This window comes from Vibrio sp. KUL78, from assembly GCF_059725505.1.
Genome location: NZ_AP045837.1, coordinates 1,513,247 through 1,535,608, shown reverse-complemented (window position 1 = coordinate 1,535,608; position 22,362 = coordinate 1,513,247). Strand labels below are relative to the sequence as shown.

Annotated in this window: 19 protein-coding genes and 2 pseudogenes; 10 read left to right on the top strand and 11 right to left on the bottom strand. The window is 45.2% G+C overall.

From position 1 onward, the window contains the following. Window positions 1-189 precede the first annotated feature (189 nt). Window positions 190-1,737 (top strand): alpha-amylase family glycosyl hydrolase, encoded by a 1,548-nt coding sequence (locus tag AC6I8Y_RS07260; protein WP_498021454.1) that lies wholly within the window; start codon window positions 190-192, stop codon window positions 1,735-1,737. Between the two features lie 71 nt (window positions 1,738-1,808). Here the strand turns inward: AC6I8Y_RS07260 and AC6I8Y_RS07255 are convergent, their stop codons facing one another. After that, window positions 1,809-3,266: a glyceraldehyde-3-phosphate dehydrogenase gene (locus AC6I8Y_RS07255; protein WP_498021266.1), complete on the bottom strand. Its 1,458-nt coding sequence runs from the start codon at window positions 3,264-3,266 to the stop codon at window positions 1,809-1,811. Between the two features lie 310 nt (window positions 3,267-3,576). Then, window positions 3,577-4,347, bottom strand: a complete 771-nt coding sequence (locus AC6I8Y_RS07250; protein WP_394152133.1) for a siderophore-interacting protein — start codon at window positions 4,345-4,347, stop codon at window positions 3,577-3,579. Between the two features lie 282 nt (window positions 4,348-4,629). On the opposite strand from AC6I8Y_RS07250, the gene AC6I8Y_RS07245 reads away from it, so the two are divergent. Beyond that, window positions 4,630-4,851 carry a hypothetical protein gene (locus AC6I8Y_RS07245; protein ID WP_128649681.1) on the top strand — a complete coding sequence of 74 codons (222 nt, stop codon included), beginning with the start codon at window positions 4,630-4,632 and terminating at the stop codon, window positions 4,849-4,851. Window positions 4,852-4,958: 107 nt separating this feature from the next. Here AC6I8Y_RS07245 and AC6I8Y_RS07240 read toward each other — a convergent pair whose 3' ends face one another. The 6 genes from AC6I8Y_RS07240 to AC6I8Y_RS07215 all read right to left on the bottom strand — a co-directional run bounded on the left by AC6I8Y_RS07240 (window position 4,959) and on the right by AC6I8Y_RS07215 (window position 10,453). Continuing rightward, window positions 4,959-5,342, bottom strand: coding sequence for a Rid family detoxifying hydrolase (locus tag AC6I8Y_RS07240; protein WP_128649680.1), 384 nt, complete (start codon window positions 5,340-5,342; stop codon window positions 4,959-4,961). Between the two features lie 102 nt (window positions 5,343-5,444). Further along, a complete protein-coding gene (locus tag AC6I8Y_RS07235; RefSeq protein ID WP_498021453.1) occupies window positions 5,445-6,659 on the bottom strand; it encodes an aromatic amino acid transporter in 1,215 nt (404 codons plus the stop codon). 114 nt (window positions 6,660-6,773) lie between these two features. Further along, the gene (gene tnaA / locus AC6I8Y_RS07230; RefSeq protein WP_498021265.1) at window positions 6,774-8,234 is read right to left on the bottom strand and encodes a tryptophanase; all 1,461 of its coding nucleotides are present in this window, start codon (window positions 8,232-8,234) and stop codon (window positions 6,774-6,776) included. A gap of 270 nt (window positions 8,235-8,504) precedes the next feature. After that, window positions 8,505-8,579: a tryptophanase leader peptide gene (gene tnaC / locus AC6I8Y_RS07225; RefSeq protein WP_081936086.1), complete on the bottom strand. Its 75-nt coding sequence runs from the start codon at window positions 8,577-8,579 to the stop codon at window positions 8,505-8,507. A 298-nt stretch (window positions 8,580-8,877) separates the two neighbouring features. Then, a complete protein-coding gene (locus tag AC6I8Y_RS07220; protein ID WP_498021264.1) occupies window positions 8,878-10,089 on the bottom strand; it encodes an alpha/beta hydrolase in 1,212 nt (403 codons plus the stop codon). Continuing rightward, window positions 10,082-10,453 carry a DUF333 domain-containing protein gene (locus AC6I8Y_RS07215; protein ID WP_128649677.1) on the bottom strand — a complete coding sequence of 124 codons (372 nt, stop codon included), beginning with the start codon at window positions 10,451-10,453 and terminating at the stop codon, window positions 10,082-10,084. Before AC6I8Y_RS07215 ends, AC6I8Y_RS07220 begins: the two co-directional genes overlap by 8 nt. Window positions 10,454-10,687: 234 nt before the next feature. Between AC6I8Y_RS07215 and AC6I8Y_RS07210 the strand changes: the two genes are divergently transcribed. Continuing rightward, window positions 10,688-11,893 (top strand): MFS transporter, encoded by a 1,206-nt coding sequence (locus AC6I8Y_RS07210; RefSeq protein WP_498021262.1) that lies wholly within the window; start codon window positions 10,688-10,690, stop codon window positions 11,891-11,893. A gap of 224 nt (window positions 11,894-12,117) precedes the next feature. Beyond that, window positions 12,118-12,844, top strand: a pseudogene (locus tag AC6I8Y_RS07205) (DUF3581 domain-containing protein). A 46-nt stretch (window positions 12,845-12,890) separates the two neighbouring features. Here the strand turns inward: AC6I8Y_RS07205 and AC6I8Y_RS07200 are convergent. Both AC6I8Y_RS07200 and ydiJ read right to left on the bottom strand, forming a co-directional pair. Then, window positions 12,891-13,355 carry a methyltransferase family protein gene (locus AC6I8Y_RS07200; protein WP_498021261.1) on the bottom strand — a complete coding sequence of 155 codons (465 nt, stop codon included), beginning with the start codon at window positions 13,353-13,355 and terminating at the stop codon, window positions 12,891-12,893. Between the two features lie 54 nt (window positions 13,356-13,409). Further along, window positions 13,410-16,361, bottom strand: a complete 2,952-nt coding sequence (gene ydiJ / locus AC6I8Y_RS07195; RefSeq protein ID WP_498021452.1) for a D-2-hydroxyglutarate dehydrogenase YdiJ — start codon at window positions 16,359-16,361, stop codon at window positions 13,410-13,412. Between the two features lie 397 nt (window positions 16,362-16,758). Here ydiJ and AC6I8Y_RS07190 point away from each other — a divergent pair, with 397 nt between their 5' ends. The 6 genes and pseudogenes from AC6I8Y_RS07190 to AC6I8Y_RS07165 all read left to right on the top strand — a co-directional run bounded on the left by AC6I8Y_RS07190 (window position 16,759) and on the right by AC6I8Y_RS07165 (window position 21,725). Beyond that, a complete protein-coding gene (locus AC6I8Y_RS07190; RefSeq protein WP_394152118.1) occupies window positions 16,759-17,439 on the top strand; it encodes a DUF3334 family protein in 681 nt (226 codons plus the stop codon). A gap of 142 nt (window positions 17,440-17,581) precedes the next feature. Continuing rightward, window positions 17,582-18,266, top strand: a pseudogene (locus tag AC6I8Y_RS07185) (DUF2786 domain-containing protein). Between the two features lie 69 nt (window positions 18,267-18,335). Further along, complete coding sequence (locus tag AC6I8Y_RS07180) at window positions 18,336-19,328, top strand: J domain-containing protein (protein ID WP_498021259.1); 993 nt, start codon at window positions 18,336-18,338, stop codon at window positions 19,326-19,328. 146 nt (window positions 19,329-19,474) lie between these two features. Beyond that, window positions 19,475-19,657 carry a hypothetical protein gene (locus AC6I8Y_RS07175; protein WP_394152382.1) on the top strand — a complete coding sequence of 61 codons (183 nt, stop codon included), beginning with the start codon at window positions 19,475-19,477 and terminating at the stop codon, window positions 19,655-19,657. 300 nt (window positions 19,658-19,957) lie between these two features. Next, window positions 19,958-20,359, top strand: coding sequence for a hypothetical protein (locus AC6I8Y_RS07170; protein WP_252014291.1), 402 nt, complete (start codon window positions 19,958-19,960; stop codon window positions 20,357-20,359). 259 nt (window positions 20,360-20,618) lie between these two features. Continuing rightward, a complete protein-coding gene (locus AC6I8Y_RS07165; protein WP_394152114.1) occupies window positions 20,619-21,725 on the top strand; it encodes a phosphoribosylaminoimidazolesuccinocarboxamide synthase in 1,107 nt (368 codons plus the stop codon). A gap of 146 nt (window positions 21,726-21,871) precedes the next feature. On the opposite strand, the gene AC6I8Y_RS07160 is transcribed toward AC6I8Y_RS07165, so the two are convergent. Continuing rightward, window positions 21,872-22,258 carry a transporter gene (locus AC6I8Y_RS07160; protein WP_498021258.1) on the bottom strand — a complete coding sequence of 129 codons (387 nt, stop codon included), beginning with the start codon at window positions 22,256-22,258 and terminating at the stop codon, window positions 21,872-21,874. Window positions 22,259-22,362 lie beyond the last annotated feature (104 nt).

Here is a 22,362-nt window from a genome sequence, read left to right as displayed (position 1 = left end):
AAGACCTTTCGTTACCCAAAACGTGCCCAAGATCTCTCACCCCTTTATCTCATCCTAAATGATTTCATTTAAGGATGATTTATAAGCAATCATTCCGTTAAATAATCCAAGATGCTCTACTTATAATCATAAAAAGGACATCTTGTGACATTCGTTAAATCCCTTATTTCTATTTCCGTCGGAGCCGCGATGCTGTGGGGCTGCTCAGGCGAATCGACATCACCTACTGACCAAGGTGGCACAACAAGTTATGCGTGTAGTGCTGACGTCGCAACAGCCTCTGACGACCTTCGCATCTATCAAGTCATGGTTGAAAGTTTCGTTGATGGTGACCCTGCTGTAGGGCATGGCACAGGTTACGGCACCAGTCATCACATGGGTGATATCCAAGGCATTATTGACTCTCTCGATTACATTCAAGATTTAGGTATGAACGCCGTCTGGCTAACACCAATCTTTGATTCTGTGCCAGTCGATGGACAAGACCACTGGGCTGATCGTCTTGATGCAACAGGATACTTCGCGACTAACTACTTTGCTATCGACCCGCGATTTGGAACCATGGACGATGCTAAAAAGCTAGTAGAGGAAGCGCACAAGCGTGGCTTATATGTCTTCTTTGACGGCGTATTCGGACACCATAAGGATAACGTAGTCGCCTCCCCTTCTTGCAATCTACCAGTAGGCAGTAGTAACCCTGTTAGTTATCCAGAGAGCCTTCCTTTCTATAAAGAAGTGGCTGAGTACTGGATTAAAGAACTCAAAATTGACGGCTGGCGCTTAGACCAAGCATATCAAGTCCCTACCGATGCATGGGCCGAAATCCGTAAAGCGGTGGATGAAACCTCTAAAACCGTCACCTATACGAATTCTGACGGCGATTTAGTTAACCCGCTTGGCTACATGGTTGCTGAAATTTGGGATGGTGAAAGCAATATCGCCAAAAATGGTTACGGCTCAGCTGATAGTCCGGCCCTTTGCTCTGCGTTTGATTTCCCGATGCGCTATCGCTTGGTGCAAACCTTCGCAGTTGAGGAATCTGGTTATGGTTCAAACCAAGGCGGTATTAAGCTCGCTGAGGGCATGCAAACCCATAGCGCGTACCCGTCACATGCTAAACCTAACCTAATGCTAGGTAACCACGACTTAGTACGCTTCGGGGATCTTATCCAACGCGGAAACCTAGCAGAGCCAACTGATGCTGGCTACTGGCAACGACACAAAGCCGCCATTTCGTTTTTAGCTGCCTATACGGGTCCAATTACGCTTTATTATGGTGAGGAGATCGGTGATGAACTGCCGGGCTTTGCGGATAGAGTAACGACGGATTGCGCGATTAACGGCGTTTGTGATGATCACGTAGCTCGTATGAGCGGAATCATCGACGGTGTAACTGGCGACAATATTCTCACTCCCAACCAAACTGACCTGAAAGACTATGTGAAAGAGCTAATGACACTGAGATCTCAACACTCATCGCTTTCACAAGGTGAACGTACTAACGTTGTCGCAACCACATCGGCTTACGCCGATCTTAAAACAAGTTCGGATGAATCTGTACTCTATGTGGTCAACACCACTGACAGCAATCAGACGGTGGCGATCACAGAGGGCAGTATTAGCTTTAGCGGCGAACTAAAAGACTTACAGTCCAATGAGACCGTGGCGTTAACGTCTGGTCACTTTAATATTGACCTAGCGCCTTTTGAAGCTCGCTTCTTACTGCTAAACCAATAATCACTGGTATACGCCCATTAAAAAAGCCGCTTTCGAAATACAAAGCGGCTTTTCAATTTGTTTAACTGGTATTAAGCAAGTGCTGGGTAAGTCTTATACTTCACACCCATCATTTGCTCCATACAGTGCACAACTTGGCAGCTGTAACCAAACTCGTTGTCGTACCATATATAAAGTACACAGCGGTTATCTTGAGCAATCGTTGCTTCACCATCGACGATTCCTGGGTGGCGAGCGCCAACCAAATCAGTCGAGACAATCTCAGTGGAATCTGTGTAGTCGATTTGAGCTGACAATGATGACGTCAATGAAACCTCACGAAGATAAGCATTTAACTCTTCTTTTGTCGTGTTGTTTTCAAGGTTCAGATTCGCAACCGCCATAGATACGTTTGGCGTTGGAACACGAATCGCGTTACCACTTAGTTTGCCAGCAAGTTCTGGAAGCGCTTTAGCCACCGCTTTTGCCGCGCCTGTCGACGTCAGTACCATATTCAACGATGCTGAACGACCACGACGGTCACCTTTGTGGTAGTTGTCGATTAAGTTTTGGTCGTTGGTGTAAGAGTGAACGGTCTCAATATGACCAGAGATGATGCCATACTTATCGTTCACTGCTTTTAGTGTTGGCGTAATAGCATTCGTTGTACAGCTGGCTGCTGAAACAATAGTGTCGTCTGCCAAAATCGTATCGTGGTTAACACCAAAAACGATGTTCTTGATATCGCCTTTACCAGGTGCAGTAAGCAGTACTTTTGAAGCGCCGTTACATGCTACATGCTGACCTAGACCTTCAGCATCACGCCACACACCCGTGTTATCAACAACAAGCGCGTTGTTAATGCCGTACTGAGTGTAATCGACATCTTGTGGGCTGTTCGCATAGATGATTTGGATGTAGTTGCCGTTAACGATCAGCGCTTTATGATCTTCATCAACAAGAATGCTGCCATTAAACTGACCGTGTACCGAGTCACGGCGCAGTAAGCTCGCACGTTTTTGAAGATCGCCGTCACGACCTCCACGAACAACAATTGCGCGTAGTCGTAGCGGGTAACCAGGACCACTCTTTTCTACCAAGATACGCGTCAACAAACGGCCGATTCGACCAAAGCCGTAAAGCACAACATCACGGGCTTCCACAGACTCTGAGCTATCGATGCTCTCAATAAGCGCCGTCATCAAAAAATCACCAATGTTATGGTGAGTTTCATTCGTCGCCCAATATTGGCTCGCAAGTTGCCCAACATCGATACAGCATGGCGACAGCTCTAGCTCGATCAGTTTCTCGATGATTGGGGCAGTTTGAGTGATGTTGACAGTGGTTGTGCTGTGGTGACGTGATAGTCGGTGAGTTTTGATGATGTCGATTGTGGTGGCGTTGACGAGCGTCTTACCAAACAGAAGAACTTCGACGCCCTTCTCTCTGTACAATCGGCCAAGAAGCGGCATGATTGACTCAGCGAGTGTTTGATTTAATTGCCATTGATTTTGGTGGATTTCAGTTTGCGAGATGTTGCTATTACTCATAGTAACCTGGGGGCCTCTCTAGATTAAAGGCTCGCTATTTCTCGTATGTAGGGTACAAGATATATTGAGCAGAACGGGGATGTAATCGTGTTGTTATTTTTTATGCGACGCAGTGTAACAAACAGGCACTTAATCTGCTAGTAAAAATAAATCAGAGGAAATGAATAAAAAAGTGTGACTTGGATAGAATATTTAGCGGCGAGAGACTCGACCTTAGTCGTAAAAAATAGTGACCAAGGCCGAGGTTATTTTATGAAACCAATCAAGAAATAGCAGCAGTTAATTGGCAAACCATATTCATTAATAATGGTTAAGCGGATTCAAACTCGTCATTATCTTGTTTTTTGATGGCTTTATGACCATCTTCAGATACACCACGTTTCCAGTAGCTGCTGATGTAGATATCTTGACGCGGGATCTCTTTTTCATTTCTGAAATATTGACGTAATGCGCGCATCTCGTCGAACTCGCTGGCACACCAAACAAAAGGTTCGCCCTCAAGCCAAGATAGAGTTTTGGCTTTATCCGACAGCGACCCTGTTGTCCAAATGACATCGATTCCCTTTGGCACCTCGATATCCTGCTTGTCAGCCATATCTTCTAGCTGAACGACCGCATAACCTTTCGCACTGGATGGTAACAGAGATAGCTTTACACATAACGCTGGCAAAGCCGTCATATCGGCATTAAAGAAGAACCAATCTTTTGCAGTATCGACTTCTTGCAGTGTACCTGGGCCAACAATGGAGATAGTATCACCAACTTGAGCTGCCATTGCCCAGCGCGCACCAAATCCACAAAGCTTGTCTTCAGTCACATGAGTAACAAAGTCTACATCCACTTCACCCGCTTGCTGGTCGAGCCGACGAATAGTGTAGGTACGCATCTTAGGACGGTTATCCATAGATAAACCTGCCAAATCAGTACCCCCTTCTTCATTAAATAGCAGTTTAATGTAGCCCCCGATGCTTTCACTAGGGAACACTTTAAACGCTTCGGACTGTAATGTTATTCGGAGCATATTTGGTGTCAGAGTTTCTACTCGAGACACGGAGACAGTTTTCGGCGACGGCTTTTTCATGCTTATCTCTTAATGATTATTGTTTTCATTAAGTCTAACACATACTTAAGGAGTAAGAGTTATGATTTGAGTAGTTTAGTGCTGAATTTACAGACTTTTACCTTTGTCAGTCTGAGTAAAACGTATCTCTTATAGCACCTATTTCGGGGAGCTAACCTTGTAACACGCAAATCGTGCATACCACTCTTAAGTTTATTTTTCTACAAAGCATTGTTCATAATTTGACCAGCATCAGATTAACTCCTATGTTTGATAAACCGCTCACAACAATGGAGGTAAAACATGAAAAAAATGAGCAAGGCGTATCGCATGCAAATCATCAAAGAAGTTGCTGAGAGAAAACGTCGAGATCAGTTCGACGACCCGATGGCGGTGTACATCAATCATCTATTAGATGAGCGTCCACAAGCCGATAATGTCGTAGAGTACAAACAAGAATTTAGCGGAAGCTACTTTGATGAAAGTATTGGGGGATGGATCAGCAAGACTTGGCAGAGCAAATAACAATTACAGATTATAAGACCACCTATAAGACACCCGTCTAGATAACTGGGAAAGAGCTACGAGCTCACGATAAGGCGCCGAATTTAAGGCGCCCCCCATAACAAACACTACCCTCTTACCGCTATCACCTCTATCTCAACTTTTGCATCCATCGGTAGCCTCGCTACTTCAACACAAGAGCGCGCAGGAAATGACGCATCGTTATCAATAAAGAACTGCTCGTAGGCTTGGTTGACTCGACCAAAATCATTGAGATCTTTTACAAACACTGTTGTTTTAACAATATTACTGGCTACTAGACCATCAGCTTTAAGAATAGCCAACGCGTTATTCAAAGACTGTGTCGCTTGCTCGGCAACATCATCCGGCATCGCTTTCGTCTCTGGGTTAATGGGTAGCTGTCCGGACGTAATAACCATGTTTCCGAAAGTGACACCTTGTACATAAGGTCCAATAGCCAGTGGAGCATTTTCAGTAGAAATGGATTTCATTGCATTATTCCTAGTAAATCGTTTTTATCCTGATATTCGAGATGCTGACTGCGCACTAAAGCGCGAGTCAGCGGTATGTTTTTGATGATTATTGAGTGAGGTCTATCCTGAAAAACTTGGCAACATGCCCATCATTGAAAGGACATGGAAGATAGCGGTAAGCACACCAAAGCCAATCACAATCGTGATCATGGCGTTACCGCCAGGTGCTTTGAAACCCTCGCCACCTGTATGTACAACACGCGTTCTACGCGCGAGAAGCGCTGGAATAATACATGCCCATACAGTGGCAGCCGCACCGGCATAACCAATGGCAATAACGAACCCAAATGGGAACAGTAATGACAATATTAGTGGTGGGAAGAAGGTCACTAACCACGTTTTGGTGCGTCCCGCTTTATCGTCGCCGAACTTAAAAAAGTCCGCTAAGAAATCAAAAACGCCTAACCCTACGCCAATAAAAGAAGAAAGAATGGCGGCCATAGAGAACGTATTAATTGCATTCGCGACCTGCTCTGACTCAATTACAGAGCCTAGTGCTTTTAAAAGTGCATCCACATTACCGCCCTGCTCTATCACAGGTCCGAAGTTGGCGCGTGGTAAGTTTCCGAAGATGCTAAACAACCAAAGAAAATACAGGCTAAGGGCGATCACTGTACCGCCAAGAATGGCATACTTGGCTTTAGTTTCATCGCCGTAATAAGCTCGCATCGATGATACTGAGTGGTGATAACCAAAAGAGGTAAGAGCAACAGGCAGCATCGCCATGGCATACGGTGCATAAGCGTTCTCTTCACTAATGGTATCGAATAGTACTGCCATATCGACCTTGACCGCCAAACCTGAAACCCCAAAGACAAAGCTGAGGATCATAAAGGCGATTAGCACCACTGAAATTCGGTCAACCGCGCGAGTCGAGTGCCAAACAAAGGCAGAAAAGACCAATACGAACAGCGCTGAAGCGATCTTCGCATTCAATCCCAACACATCTTGTAAAATAAGACCTGAAGAAGTGATATAGGCGTAAAGTAAAATTCCGCCGACGAAATAGACAGTAATATTGTTCAACAGGTTGACCTTACTGCCTAGAAGATCTTTGGTCACCGTATCGAACGATACTTTTAGTTCATAATGTTTGAATGCCTCAAGTAGCATCCATCCTGATATAGTCATCACAACCATGGTAATCGCGATTGCCAACATAGACCAAACTGTCCATGCTCCTGCGCCCGCACTGGGTAGTCCAAGCATCCCTGCGCCCACACAGACGCTGGCGATGATGCATGCGCCACCAATTAGCGACGGATTCTTTTTCATCATACTGCTCTCTTTGATTCACGTTATTGGATTAGGGTGATGCACCCTTAACTATTATTTTTATTGTTTTAAAGGAAAAGAACGCAACCAAATGGCTGCGTTCCTAAGAGGCGATTATGCTTCTTCGAGCACTTTAGCTTCTGCTTTTGGGGTAACGGCTTCGACTTCTTTTAGTCTTGCCGTAAAGTGACGAAGCACTTCTGGTTCATAGGTAAAATCGAGACCTTTCACTTTATGCGCGTTCTGTTTCACTTTTTCGAACGCTTCAATAACGTAGTCCATATGCGTTTGCGTATAAGTCGCACGAGGAATCGTTAAACGAAGCAGCTCAGCTGGACAAGGATGCTGTTTACCTGTTGCTGGATCGCGGCCTAATAACAAAGATCCAATCTCTACTGCGCGAATACCCGCCACTTTATACAGCTCACAAGCCAGGGCATGCGCTGGGAACTGGTCTGCAGGAATATGAGGAAGCAGTTTACCCGCATCAACAAACGCAGCGTGTCCACCAGCCTGCTGACAAACCACACCAATCGCTTCTAAGCCATCAACTAAGTATTGAACTTGCTTGATGCGGTACTCTAGCCAGTCTTGGCGCATACCATCATAAAGACCGACAGCCAAACGCTCCATCGCACCGCCTTCAAGACCTCCGTAGGTTGGGAAGCCTTCTTGGACTACACATAACGTGCGGCACTCAGTGTAGACATCCATCATGGACTCATCTTTAAAGCAAAGCAGGCCGCCCATTTGCACCATAGCATCTTTCTTCGCAGACATAGCAAGTCCATCAGCATACTTGTAAGATTCGCGAGTGATTTGCTCAATGGTCCAATCTTGATAACCAGGTTCACGCTGTTGGACGAAGTACGCGTTCTCTGCGTAGCGAGCTGAGTCCATAATCACAGGGATGTCATATTTCTGAGCAATTTCATATACCGCTTTGAGGTTCGCGATAGAAACTGGCTGACCACCGGCTGAGTTACAGGTAATCGTGCTCACGATGTAAGGAACGTTTGCAGGGCCCGCTTCAATAATTGCAGCTTCGAGCTTCTCTAGGTCAAAGTTACCTTTAAAATCTGCATTTACTGCGGTATCAAACGCGTCCTCGGTGTAGACGTTTTTCGCAACACAACAGTTAACTTGAGTGTGGCCTTGAGTGGTATCGAAGAAGTAGTTAGACAACGCCACCATCTTGGTACGGTCTAGCCCCTTCTCTTTCTCACGCTTTTTAATCAGCACAGGAATATAAATCTGCTCTGCGCCACGACCTTGGTGAGTTGGGATTGTCAGTTCATAACCGAAGATGTCTTTTACTGCATTCGAAAGAGCGTAATAACTACGACTGCCACTGTATGCTTCATCACCACGAAGCATCGCTGCTTGCATCTCTTGCGTGATAGAGCCGGTACCACTATCAGTTAGAAGATCAATAAATACATCTTCACTGTCCAACAAGAATGGGTTCATACCCGCTTTAATGATAGCTTGCTCACGATATTCACGAGTCGTACGTTTTACTGGTTCAACAACACGAATGCGGAATGGTTCTGGTAGATGCTTGAAGTTTTCCATTTTAATTTACCTACTATTTAATTCACCTTGCCAAGCGTTATTAATTATTAATCGACAAGATAAATTTTATTTACAGATAACCCTATCTAGAAATATATCCAGATACGATTTGATTTTTATTTTGAGTTGTACTGAAATGCCGAATTCGAAAACACCTAAAACTAGGATTGCAACACGTAAAGCATACGCTTTGATTGCAAGCTGGAGTCAAGACAGGGTCGCCGACGGTAGCAGTTCAGCTAGACGCACTGGACAGTGCGAGAGAGAGGGTTATCTCGAAGGAAAGAAGAAAGCGATTTTGTAGTCTAGTGTGAACCAGCTACTGATTGAGTTGAACTTATTCATAGTTTTACCTACTTACAATATTCGAAGCTTTGATATTAAGCTTTTCGAAGTAACTGTGTGTATTATCTATAACTTGCCGTACAAGTCATTACTATAGGATATAATTTGAGAACTCGCTAACAAAAAAGTTGATTGTCTCGAATGTACTAAATATAAACCAAGAAATACTTTGAAGCAGATCAATATAGCGTACTAGTTAATAAGCGCAGCGATAGCACCCAACACTTTAATTATAAAATGGGTTTCGATTCTAAGTCCTGCAATCTATTGCAGCAATGTCCGAATTAAAATAACACTGCTATTCTATTACCCCATCATTTTGCATAAATTTAATCACTCTCGACATCATAGCGTCGAAGTAAGGGTTCCAACTCAGACGCGCACTTACCTTGTCTTGTTCAAATAGCCCCCACGCAGTGTAGGTGAGTGTTGGCATTCCAACGCAATCAACGGTGTAAACCTCCCCTTCTACCTCTCCACCACATTGCCGCATTGAGCCTCGTTCGCCATAAAGAGGATTATCCCTTCGATAAAGTACAGAAATATGGGAGCCACTCTCTATGCTCATCTCAGGCAGCGTCATTGAGCTTTGAATCACACGTGCATCTGGGTAGGACTTTTCCCCATACCACACCAATCGGCTATTGGGGTGCACGAACTCAGTCCGAAACAGTGAATAAACAGACTCGGTGTCGATGAGCTCGTCGTTTTCGGTCACCATTAGCAGTGCGGGTATGGTCAGTTGATTAGACTCAAGTGTCTCTTTCACTTCTTTTGTAGTTTGATAGTAAAGGGATGCACCATGCATCGCCAGCGAGTCGTATCGAGTGTAGTTTTGCTCTTTTGCAATATTGACCCAGTCTACAAACACGCTGGCGGCACCAGCAAATCTGACAATAAAATCATCAGGACTGTAGGCAGGAGAAAACAACACAAGCCCTTCAATAACTTCTGGGTTGTTTGCCGCATAGGTGGTCACTAAGTTAGTGCCGGTAGAGAATCCACCTAACCAAACTGTGTCGACATCGTTTTGAAGTATGGCGATCTGATTCGCAACCGACTTTTGCCAATCTTCCAGCGTTGGTGACATGAGATCGGCGGGTCTAGATCCATGCCCAGGGAGCAGCATCACGTGTACTAGATAACCTTCCTCAGCCAATACGGGTGCAATATCAATGAAAGAGTAAGGAGAGTCCCCCAGCCCATGTACCAGCAAGATACCTTTACCATTGGGACTTTCTGGCTCAAGACGATAAGGACTTACCGCCGCCATTTCTGCGTCATATCCCGCGCCGTGAAAGACACGAGTTTTATCGAGCCATTGATAAGTATCATCGACATAGGCGTCGAATGTAGCTTGTAAGTAAGGGGCAATCGAGCCAGAAACGGTGTACATTTCTGGCTCTTGCTTGATGATGGGATTGGTGCAGCCGGCGAGTGCTAAGACTAAAGTTCCTACAAAGACTTTACTCCAACTCGGTGTTTCTAAGCGTTTATTCAGATTAGCCACCAGCACCGGTCATTTGATGATCTCGGAAATACTCCTCTGCATCCATAACTTTACCATCTGGTAACGCACACTCTTTGGTGTCCGGCATATAGCCGCCACCCATTGCCTCACAAAAACGAGCTGCGCTATCGGGGCCTTCTTTATGATGCTCCCGAAAGTACTCCCAAGCATCCACTTCTTCGCCCGAAGAGAGTTTACACATCCCTGTATCTAGGTTGTACATACCATGCTTTTCACAGTAAACCGCCGCAGGGTTTGCCATACCAACAGGCTCTGGTTTTGGTTCAGATTTTGCGCAGCCAATCAGCATTGCAGGTCCTAACGCTAGCACACCGATACAACGAATTAGTGTACGACTATTCATAGTTGTTCTCCTTGTTCGCCCTACATTCATAAACTTAGATGAACTTAGGCAAACTTCAACCACGTTTATGATTACGCCTCCATTAATAGCTTAAAAGCTGTTCAAGTTCGAATTCCGAATCGAAGCAGGTAACACATGTTCGATTGTGAGAGGGTAACGCGGAGTATGTTACTTGTATCTTTGGGCGGATACTTGAAAATTCATGAGTAAATTATTAGTAAAAAGGTCGCAGATATGAACGGTGTTCGTTTATGGCATTTCGCTCAAGCTTCACTTGGTATCGTACAATGGGTTGGGATCGCCATCCTTATCAACCCAATCATAATTGAAAGAACCGCAAGTGGCGCACTGCTTGGGCAAGTAATGGCGCTCATTGGGGGCGCAGGTTTACTCGCCCCTCTTATTGGCGGTATCGCGGATAAGTATTCTTGTCACCGAATGATGCAGCGCATGGCTCTTTTTACTCACTTTATCGCCCTGCTTATTCTCTATTTTGCTGAAACCTCAACCACTATTTACTGGACAGTCGGTGCCCTAATCGGTATTGGCAGTGTTGCTCTACTGGTACTCAATCCAACCTTCGTCATAGCATCGAGCAAAAATCAAAATGAGGAAGGACGCGGGCTCGCCAATCTGTATCAATGCCAATTTTTCGGGATCGTCGTGACAGGGCTATTGGTCGCCCTAGCTGACTATCTGTCTGTCAGCACTGATAACCAATTGTTGATCCTTATGGGTCTCGTGCTAATTGTATTAACCATGGTGACAATTACCCCGCCACCTAAAGTAGAGGTTACTTCAGGTACAGAGCACGCGAGTAGCGAGCTGGAGCACAAGTCAACATCAGCAAAGAAAGCCCTACCGTGGTTTTTGTTTTTGCTTGCGGTTTTCTTCTCTATGTTCCTGTCATCCAACCTTATGGAGCTTGGTCCCCTTCTTATCAAGGAAGTATATAAAGTTGAAATTGGTAACTCGGCACTAGGCATGGCTGTCTCAGCCGTTATCAGCATATTCATGCTTGAATCCGCTGGTCGCTGGATGCAGAAAGGTGGTCCATTCAAGGTCTGGTACGCAGCACAGGCTGCCTACCTTGTTGTAGGTTCTCTATTCTGGGTGACATCAGGCCACGATGTTGGCGCAGTATTACCCATCGCTCTGCTGGTTGTTCTAATGCAGGCGATGTCTTGGAATGACATGATCATTCCAGCGATAGCGGGGCGATTAAGTCCGAATTCCCCTGCGCTTACTCAAGGTCTTTTGATGCTTTGTATGGCCGGAGGTTTCGGTGTCGGCGCTATGTTGGCTGGACTATCCATCGACAAATTTGGCTATGCGTCGGTATTTACCTTATCACTTGTTGGTATCTTGATTGCACTTACTTGTGTTGCTGGTTTGGTCATGGTGTCTAGACCAAAAACAACCAGCGTTGCTTCTGCCTAACATTACGAGACTAGACGATGGAGCATCACCGCGGCTTTTTAAGACCGTTGCTTTATCGTCTTGCATTCGTGAAGAAAAAAGCAGCATTTGTTGTCGTATATGATACCTCTCTCCAATCAATCTATTAAATTTCCGTCAGTTATGTCATTTTTCTTACTGGATGGACCATTCAACTCTTTTCCTAATATATAATCCCGAACAATTGAGTTAAATCTAAGAGTATTATGTTTTTAGCGCCATACGTATCAAGTAACAACGAACAGTTTGAATTCACTCGCCAACAAGCAAGCCATTTTGCTAAAAAAAGTCGCGGGCGACTTCAACCCAATCCATGACGAAGACAACAAGCGCTTCTGCGTGCCTGGCGATCTGCTTTTCGCTGTGCTACTTCAAAAAGAAGGCATCAGCCAAAAAATGCGTTTTGACTTCTCTGGCATGGTTGGTGACGGTGTTGCGCTTAATGTTGTTGAGAAAGGCGAGCATGAGAGTGCGGTTGTCGATGCGTCTGGCAAAGAATACCTTCAAATGACTCACACAGGTGAAGTAAGCCAAAACCAAGAGTTTATTGAGCATGTCGTAACGAACTACGTTCAGTTTTCTGGCATGAACTTCCCTCACATCATGGTTCCTCTGATGCAGGAGCAACAAATGATGATCAACTGCCAACGCCCTCTAGTGATTTACGAGAGCATGGAAGTAGAGTTCGATCGTCTCGACCTATCCCACCCTGAAGTTGAGTTCACAGGCGCGACATTTGACGTTGATGGTAAACGTGGCGTCGTTACTCTTAACTTCGCATTCAAAGAAGATGGTGCGGTTGTTGGTAAAGGCATTAAGCGTATGGTAGCGAGTGGTCTAAAGCCTTATGACAATGATTCGGTAGACGATCTAGTGGCGCGCTTCAATGAGCGTAAAACTCAGTTTCTAGAACTACTCAATAACGCAGCATAATTTAAAAAGCCCCGTAATCTGACGGGGCTTTTATTTTGAATGTCGATTAAATCCAGCGTCGCACCTTAACCTTATAGGTACGATAGTCTTCTCCAAACATAGCTTCTAGCGCTCGCTCCTCTGGGCGTATCTGAAAACGATTCATATACGGCACAAACAGACAAGCCAATGCGATTGCCAGTCCATCCTCAAGCCAAAATCCCCAACTAAGCAATAACGCAAACAGCGCCACATACATTGGATTGCGAGTTTTAGAGAATATCCCGCTATCGACGATACAACTCGCTTTATCTGGCTTGGCAGGATCGACGGTTGTCTTGGCTCGTTTAAATTCAAGAACTCCCGAAATACCCACATAACCGCTTAGTAAAAATAGCCCCAACACCCAAATGCTTTTTAGTGGGATATGCATATAGAGCCAACCATTATCGAACTCAGCAAGTAGGTACATGGCAGCAGCTAAAATAAGAAAAACCAAGACAGGTGGAACCTTAAGCTCTAGCGCTTTCACTATTAACTCCTTTATCAAAATCAAAAAAAAGCGCCCTAAGGACGCTCTTTGATGTTACTGACTCAGTAACTGCAATACCGCTTGCAGCGGATGCTTGGTAGCGGTTTGTTCAAAGCGTTTTACCTGGCTTCGGCATGAATAGCCAGTCACTAAGCAACGCTCTTTTGGCAGTTGGTCTAGTTTCGGAGCCCAGCTCAAGCCGTAGATATCTTTTGACATCTGTAGCTTATCCGACTCGTGACCAAAAGTACCCGCCATGCCGCAGCAGCCAACGGGTACTGTCGTCAAACGGCCGCCAAAGTGACTGAATATGGCACCCCACTCTTTCTCTGCGTTTGGCATCTTAGTTTTCTCTGTACAGTGCGCGAACAGATACCATTCTTCTGCATCAGCTATGGCTTTTGGCTCAGATTCGGCGAGAAGTGGAGTTATCCACTCGTGCACGGTTAGTACATCGAAATCGCCACGTTCTGAGCCGAGGATTTCGTCATATTCATCGCGATAACAAAGAACCAACGCAGGATCGACGCCAACAAGAGGCATGCCCAAAGCCGCAACTTGCTCTAAGAACTCTGCGGTGCTCTTCGCTGATTTGGCAAACTTCGCCAAGAAACCCTTGATGTGTGTTGCCTTACCATTGGGCTTAAACGGCAACATCACAGGCTTTTTACCAAGCTTGAGAATCAATTTAGCGAAATCTTCCACCACCTGCGCATCATAAAAGCTGGTAAACGGGTCTTGAACAATACACACGTAGTCTTGACGTTGCTCTTGCGGAATGGCTTGTAGCTGTTCCAAGTTAAACTCAGAAATCGGCTGCTGCTTAATACGAGATTTCAGTGTTGGTACCGACAATAACGGCGCATCCACATAACCGACCGTTTTTGCTGTTAAGCTTTGTACTAGGTTTTGCTTGAGAGCAAAGTTGACCACTTTTGGCACCTTTGCCATGTACGGCAACATAGTCTCTATATTGGCAACCAAATAGTCTTTCGCTGGGCGCTGATAGCGCGTGTAATACAAGTTGAGGAACCGCGCTCTAAAGCTTGGTACATCGACTTTGATAGGACACTGGCTCGCACACGCTTTACACGCTAGGCAGCCATTCATCGCTTCGTAAACCTCGTGTGAGAAGTCATACTCATGACGCTTGTTGAAGGTATTACGCCACTTTTCTATCAGACCTTTGGCGCTAGAGTTTTGTTTAGTCTCATTTTCTAAATCCAGAACATCAAAGCCTTGCTCGGACAACTGTCTTAACCATTCACGAACTAAGCCTGCACGTCCTTTCGGTGAGTGTCGGCGATCAGCGGTCACTTTCATCGACGGGCACATAGGCGACGCGGTGTCATAGTTAAAGCACAGACCGTTGCCATTGCATTCCATCGCCTGCGAAAAGCTGTCACGAATTTGAACCGGGATTTGACGATCATATGTGCCGCGCTTAACATCCGACACCTTCACGAGCTCATCTTGACTCTCAAGCGGTGTACAAATCTTACCGGGGTTCATCTTATTGAGAGGGTCACATGCGGACTTGATACGACGAAGCTCACCAAACAACTCTTCACCGAAAAACTCTGGTCCATATTCAGAGCGGAAACCTTTACCGTGTTCGCCCCACATTAAGCCGCCATACTTAGCGACTAATGCCACCACCTCGTCTGAGATTTGGTGCATCAAAGATTCTTGTTCAGGATCGCACATGTCCAGTGCCGGACGCACATGCAGTACACCTGCGTCAACGTGCCCAAACATACCGTAATTGAGTTTGTGACCATCAAGCAATGTGCGGAACTCAGCGATAAAGTCAGCAAGGTTTTCTGGTGGAACACAGGTGTCTTCTGCAAAGGCGATAGGCTTCGCGCTACCCTTCACTGCGCCCAGCAAACCTACCGCTTTTTTACGCATGTTGTAGATACGACCGATACTGCCAACATCATTGGTCACCTGATAGCCGATGATTCCGTCTTGTTCTGTTTTAAGCTTTTCATCAAGGCTGTCAGTCAAGGCTTTAACCGCTTGCGCTACTTCTTCTTCGTCTTGTCCAGCGTATTCCACCATGTTAAGACCAAGCATCTCTTTGCCTGGGACATCACTGATCAGGTCACTAACGGTATGCCAAACGATGTCTTGCTTCGCAAAATTTAACACGCGTGAGTCAACCGTTTCCACAGATAACGCGTTCGCCTCGACCATAAACGGGGCATTACGCAGCGCAGAGTCGAAGCTGTTGTATTTCACATTGATAAGCGTTCGAGCTTTTGGAATTGGAGTAAGGTTGAGTTTAGCTTCAGTAATGAATGCTAAAGAGCCCTCAGCGCCACACAGAATGCGCGTGAAATCGAACGTATCGTCGTCCGCTTGGTAGGCATTTTTTAGATCGTAGCCGGTTAGAAAGCGGTTTAATGGTGGAAACTTTTCGTTAATAAGTGCTTGTTGCGAAGTACAGACCTGTTTTGCAATTTCAACCGCCTGCTTGGCAAACGTGCCTTCATTCAACACATCAACAGATTCACTACTTTCAAGCAGTGAGCCATCGGCAAAAACCGCTTGAAGGGACAAAACGTGATCTGAGGTTTTACCGTATTTAAGCGAGCCTTGTCCGGATGCATCGGTATTGACCATGCCACCTAACGTTGCGCGATTACTGGTTGATAGATCTGGCGAAAAGAAATAGCCAAACGGGCGAACGGCATCGTTTAGGGCATCTTTAACGATACCAGTTTGCACTCTCACCCAACCTTCATCTTCGTTGATTTCAAGCACCTTGTTCATATGGCGTGACAAGTCAACGACCACACCAGATGTTAGCGATTGGCCGTTAGTACCTGTACCACCTCCACGAGGAGAAAATGTGACGTTGCTGAACTTATCTTGGTTCGCAAGCTGACCAATCAACTGAACATCGTGCGTTGTTTTCGGATGGACAACGGCTTGTGGCAGCTTTTGGTAGACACTGTTATCAGTCGCGACCGCTAATCGGCTTGAATATTGAGTTTCGATATCACCGGTAAAGCCATTGGCTTCAAGTTGCTGTAAAAAAGACCAGCACAGTGGGATGTATATCAGATTGTGAGTGTAATCTTGGTAACATTAGCTTCCTGCCCCTTAAGTCTGCCGATCCACTCGGCAAAGGAGTAAATTGTGAGAATTGCCCTGCGTCGCAGACGTCTTAGAATTGCATACTCAATTGCTGAAAATCCCGCACCTTGAGTTCACTTGATTATATACGTCGCTGAAAGCACATCGATTTTACTTATCCCGTCACTTTACAACAATTAAAAATGTGATCAAATCGGAAACTCACAGTCATTACCTATGTTTTATGCCTTTTCAACACCAGAGCTTCGTGACACACTCCTAAGACTAAGGAAGACACCATAAGATCAAGCGGTCCGCAATGAAGAAAACAAAAGTAATCACTACAGAAGATATTCTATTAAAACTTTGCCAATCGGTTTCCACCGTCCTGACTTCTGCAACAGAATCCAGCGTCACCTATTCGGCCATGGTTCAGAAGATAACAAAAACGACACTTAAGCCGGACTACGGTTGTTTTGTTTTATTCGATGGCGGATTTTCGGGATTGGTGGTGATTAACTTTACGTCCAAAGCCGCCCTTGAGCTTTATACCAACTACATGCGTAACATGGGCATGCCTGAAGAGGAGCTGGCCATTCACCACAACTCTGACGAAGTAGGCGATGTGCTTGGTGAGTTGATGAACCAACTGGTCGGCGATTTCACGAATAAAGTGCGTAAAGAGCTACAAACCAACATTACTCAAAACCAGCCAAAGATGCTGTCTATCAACAAGCAAGTGGTGCTCTCTGTAGACACTAACTTGGAGCGCCCACAAGCGAGACGCGTTACCTTCTCGACAGAAAACAACAATATCTTCTATCTTGAGTTTGCGATGGATAAGACGGAATTTATTCAAATGGAAGAGTTTGAGATTCAGCCAGACGAGTGTCCGGACGCTATAATTGAGAAAGCTCGAACGGCTCAATCTGAGAAAGCCAAACCCAAAGCGGAAGCGGTCGACGACAACCAAGACCTCCTCGATCAACTCGGGCTATGATACGCACCTTCATTGAATTTCTGTATGGCTGTGTGAAGTTTCATAGCCATACACACCTATTGTGACACCCTTCCACTTTTGCATAAAAGTCGCTAAAATATCCCCCCTTTTTCTTCCACGGTTGAGAAACTTCAGGTTGTCGATGGATAAACAAAAAGCCCTCAAAAAGATCGCTAAATGTCTAGAGCTAGGCAACTCAGCGAACGTCAATGAAGCCGCAAACGCCATCAAAATGGCGCATAGGCTGATGTTGAAATATGGTCTCGATAAAGATGATATCGAGTTCATCAAGATGGGTAAGACGCAATCCACTCACCTGCTTCCGACCAACATCAGCTCAACCTTGCTGCGTGTTATTCGTGGTATCAACACCAAGTTTGGTGTTGAAGCTGTCCTACTCAATCACAAAGGGCTAAAACGCGTTGAGTTCATTGGTGAAGCGGATCGCGCTATCTTTTGCGGCCTTTGCGTTTGACATCATTTACCGTGAAATGAACGAGCAGACAGGCCAGTTTAGAAATAGTTTTGCCGGCTCTGGCACGTCTACAACCGAAGTGACGCGCCGTGTTAACTCTTTTGTCTCTGGTTGGATTGAGGGAGCGCTTGAAAAGCTGCCAGTCATCACACCAGATGACGAATCAGCGAACAAGATCAATAACTATATAGATAAAGAGTTTAAAAACATCGACCGTGAAACCTTCAAACAGCAATTAAAAGAAGCGATGAAGAACATCACTGCCGACTATGAAGTCGGTCTTAAAAAAGGTCGAAAGGTGTCAGTTAACCGACCTATTGACGGTGCGCAAGCTCCAAAACTACTGAAATAGACACCTATCTAACTTGCCAATGGAGTGCAGAATAGATGCTTAAAAAGCTTGGCGACTCACCCACGTAGCATGCTGCTTTTACTCGTATTATTCTGCCTATCCTACTCCGCCCTGGCGTCTACGGAGGCGCTCGAAAAACAAGCCCTACTTAACAATGCCGATGCCCAATACCAGTTAGGTCTAGCCTACGAGACGGGTGAAGGTGTTAAACGCGACCTGACAAAAGCGGCACACTGGTATCAACAAGCCAGTGAGAATGAACATCCCGCCGCGACTTTTAACTATGCACAAGCGCTAGAGTTTGGTCGAGGTGTACAAGCCAATCCATCAAAAGCCGCGCTACTCTATACTAAGCTCGCGGTTCAAGGTGACGTTTCTGCACTCGGAAAAGTCGCTAAACTCTATCAACAAGCTGCGGTAGACATTCCTAATGAAGACCAAGCGGTTTTGTGGTACTCCCTTGCGAAAGATGCTTCGCCTAGCTATCAAGAAGCCTATAACGCCGCACTTCAAGCACAGTTCAATGCTCAGCAGTTGCGCCAGATAGAGGCACTGAAACAGCAAGAGCAAGCAAATGCACCTCAAGCGGTTACTCACATACCCTCGCCGGAGGCGACCTCTTCAGATTGGCGTTGGTTAATCCACGCGAGCTACCTTGTCTTGGTCGGAGCAATCATTGCGACTGGAGTCTATCTACAGAGACAAACAATGCGTGCGTCCAATGATCATGAATTGAACCTCGGACAGCTAAAACAAAACCTCGCTAAACAGCAGCAGATCATCAAAACATTGCAAAAACAGCTTAAGTCGGCAACCGAACAACTGCGCAGTCGCTCGACTGATTCCCAAAACTCAAGCTCCCAAAGCCCACATTCAACAGTAAGGGATGCCTACCTTCGCTTCGGGCTCAACATGAATGAACCACCTACTGCAAGACAAATCAAGGCGCGCTACAAACAGTTGAGCCGTATCTATCACCCAGATGCCCAAGGTAGTGAAGAAGAGATGAAGCAGCTTAACCTTGCACTGAAAACGCTTACCAACCATCTAAAGAGTCGATAATCGCTATTTAAACTGGCGGTTTTATAACCAAATCTGCACAACATCGCTCTTTATGAAACATATATTTAACATTCCTATTGGTTTTGTGTCATAATACTCCGCGAAAATAACACCCAGACAGATAAGGGTGGGGAGTAATAATGTACATATTCACTAAAGAAGGTATCTGTGACTGGTGCCACACACCTAGTTATGTCACTAAACATGAGTATATTGACGGCAAGTGCCATCACTCTTGCGAGCAATGTTTAAGTTTTGCCGTTATGGATGTCAGGCAATTTAATCTCGCAGAAATCGAGCTTCGAAACAAAATGACCGCTCAACCATAAATGAAATGCAATGCGCCTCTGTTAACAGAGGCGTTTTAGTCTCTACCTTCAAACGCCCTACACACCACTCATCTCATCGCTAGCTAATAGACGTACTATACAGCGGTTGTACAGTACTTTTATTCAAAACTACTGTTGTTCCCTTATTTCCTCACAATAGCTCGCGATAACTTCAATTTAAAAATCATTAAATATCAATAATTTAAATACAATTGAGTTTTTAATGAACAAAAAATGCTTGATCTTTCCCCTACAAAAAACTACTGTATAAACATACAGCATGTATAAAGGAACAGGGTTATGTTACTCAACAATCAAATTCGCTCTCAATACAATGTTTCACGTACTTACAACGCATTCGGTAGCAGTATTGCGCCACAAGGAATTCAGGATGAAGTTCTTGAAAAGTTATCGAAGCTAACGTCTAGACCACAGTGGATTTTGATGACAGCGGAATGCCCTCGCCCTTCTGCAGGACAAGCACTTCATTTTCATAAGTTGGGTAAACATATGGTTCAAATGAAACCTTCTGCTAGTTTGACGCAATATCAAGTTGTCGAAAAAGCAATCCGCTCTGGAAACGCATGCGCCATTATCGCCAACGGTCAGTTCAGTACCCAAGAGCAAGCGACTCTGAATGCACTCGCATTAAGCCAGCAATGCGAAGTTGTCTTTTTATCTGGCGAACGTTACCTACATTGATACGCCTCTTTTCAGACTCGAGGCAGCGAACCTGCCTCGAGACGTACGCACATTTCCGCTCACACAACCACCCTTTACACGAACCTAAAGCCGTCTTTTTAAACAATTGACTCTATAACATAAATAAATTGCGCAAACGTTTGCTTTTTCTCTGGCAGGTTCAACCAGTTCTGGTATGATGCGTGGCAATAATGAGTGTTACCACTCTTCCACTTGTTGTCGCTGTTGTCGCGACCTTACATTAGATAGGAATGTCTCCATGAGTCTTGCTGATCAAGTTCTTGCCGTAAACGACGATCTCCCAATTCGCACTAACAAACCGGTTCATAGTGGTAAAGTGCGTTCTGTATATTGGTTGACTGAAGAAGATAGCCGCCGCCTTATCAAAGATAAAGGCTACGACGTAGCAGAAGACGCACCACTTGCGATTATGGTTATCAGTGACCGAATTTCAGCTTTTGATTGCATTTGGCACGGCGAAGGGGATCTTCGAGGTGTTCCTGGTAAAGGCGCAGCACTTAATGCGATTTCAAATCACTGGTTCCAACTTTTCAAAGATAACGGTTTAGCGGATAGCCATATTCTAGACATCCCTCACCCATTTGTTTGGATCGTTCAAAAAGCTAAACCAGTCATGATCGAAGCTATTTGTCGTCAATACATCACTGGCTCAATGTGGCGTGCCTATGAGAAAGGCGAGCGAGAGTTTTGCGGTATTACGCTACCAGAAGGGCTAGAGAAAGACTCAAAGCTAGAAGATATTCTTATTACACCGTCCACAAAAGGTATCTTGCGCGGTATTCCTGGTGTTCCTGAGGCAGATGATGTCAACATCACTCGCCAAAACATTGTCGACAACTTCGAAGCATTCAACTTTACCAATGCAGCTGACATTGATGGCTACGAGAAGTTGCTTAAAGAAGGTTTTGGCGTTATCAGCAATGCACTTGAAGCGATTGATCAAACATTTGTTGATACTAAGTTTGAATTCGGCTACGTAACGGATTCAAAGGGTAAAGAAAAGCTAATCTATATGGATGAAGTGGGCACACCTGATTCTTCGCGCATCTGGGATACGAAAGCCTACGAAACAGGAAGCATTGTTGAAAACTCAAAAGAAGGCTTCCGCCAGTTCCTGCTAAACCACTTCCCAGATCCTGATATCCTGCTAAACAAAGAGCGCATGCCAGAGCGCGAAGCACTTGCGAAAGACAATGCATTGCCGCTAGAAGCACTGATGGATGTATCACGTACTTATACTGGTATCGCAGAAAAGATTACGGGCCGTGAAATCAAGCTAAGCGAAAATCCAAAACAAGAGATCATCGATATCTTGCGTGCCGAATACGACTTGATTGCAGACTAGTACCGCCTCGCTGTAAAGAGATTCAGCACCAAAAAGGGGGAGCATAGCGCTCCCCCTTTTCATTGGTTCGAACATTGTTAACTACGCGCATATTGGGGTATGTACATGGCTAACTAAGTCTCAATTTAGCATCGACGAAGCTAATGCTAAGCATGGATCACTGCGATCAGTAGATCTTCATCGGGCACTGCAGTAATACTCGCATTCCCTTTGGATTGTATCGTCTCTATTTGATCGGCATCGAGTGAATAAGGCATTATCACTTGTAGGCAATCAATATGCTCATCTCGAGCAAGTCGAATTAACGACACTAGGTTGGATTCATCACTACGACTGGTTGATAAAGACTGAAGCGCCATCTCCCATAAGCGGCTATCTGGGTCACTGTCTTGTTTGGTGGTCTCTTTCCAAGCCTCACCAAACACTGGAGCCACAGAAGCCAACGCCTCTAGGAAAGTCCATTTTTTACTGCACGATTCGCCGAGAAAACTGGTGTAATCAAACTCCACTGGCGATTTTTTATCATCACACATCTTCACTCCCGATTGCAGAATGCTACTTGATTACTATCATTCAAGCTTGCTTATATAGCAATAGGATATATAAAAACGGTCTTTTATAGCCCTTTTACGATGTG

Excerpts from the sequence above, each read along its gene's own strand:
- tnaA (WP_498021265.1), bottom strand. The coding sequence starts at position 8,234 with ATGGAAAACTTCAAGCATCTACCAGAACCATTCCGCATTCGTGTTGTT.
- AC6I8Y_RS07215 (WP_128649677.1), bottom strand. The coding sequence starts at position 10,453 with ATGAATAGTCGTACACTAATTCGTTGTATCGGTGTGCTAGCGTTAGGA.
- AC6I8Y_RS07255 (WP_498021266.1), bottom strand. The coding sequence starts at position 3,266 with ATGAGTAATAGCAACATCTCGCAAACTGAAATCCACCAAAATCAATGG.
- AC6I8Y_RS07245 (WP_128649681.1), top strand. The coding sequence starts at position 4,630 with ATGAAAAAAATGAGCAAGGCGTATCGCATGCAAATCATCAAAGAAGTT.
- AC6I8Y_RS07250 (WP_394152133.1), bottom strand. The coding sequence starts at position 4,347 with ATGAAAAAGCCGTCGCCGAAAACTGTCTCCGTGTCTCGAGTAGAAACT.
- AC6I8Y_RS07260 (WP_498021454.1), top strand. The coding sequence starts at position 190 with ATGCTGTGGGGCTGCTCAGGCGAATCGACATCACCTACTGACCAAGGT.
- AC6I8Y_RS07190 (WP_394152118.1), top strand. The coding sequence starts at position 16,759 with ATGAAGAAAACAAAAGTAATCACTACAGAAGATATTCTATTAAAACTT.
- AC6I8Y_RS07165 (WP_394152114.1), top strand. The coding sequence starts at position 20,619 with ATGAGTCTTGCTGATCAAGTTCTTGCCGTAAACGACGATCTCCCAATT.
- AC6I8Y_RS07210 (WP_498021262.1), top strand. The coding sequence starts at position 10,688 with ATGAACGGTGTTCGTTTATGGCATTTCGCTCAAGCTTCACTTGGTATC.
- AC6I8Y_RS07160 (WP_498021258.1), bottom strand. The coding sequence starts at position 22,258 with ATGTGTGATGATAAAAAATCGCCAGTGGAGTTTGATTACACCAGTTTT.
- AC6I8Y_RS07180 (WP_498021259.1), top strand. The coding sequence starts at position 18,336 with ATGCTGCTTTTACTCGTATTATTCTGCCTATCCTACTCCGCCCTGGCG.
- AC6I8Y_RS07235 (WP_498021453.1), bottom strand. The coding sequence starts at position 6,659 with ATGAAAAAGAATCCGTCGCTAATTGGTGGCGCATGCATCATCGCCAGC.
- AC6I8Y_RS07240 (WP_128649680.1), bottom strand. The coding sequence starts at position 5,342 with ATGAAATCCATTTCTACTGAAAATGCTCCACTGGCTATTGGACCTTAT.
- AC6I8Y_RS07170 (WP_252014291.1), top strand. The coding sequence starts at position 19,958 with ATGTTACTCAACAATCAAATTCGCTCTCAATACAATGTTTCACGTACT.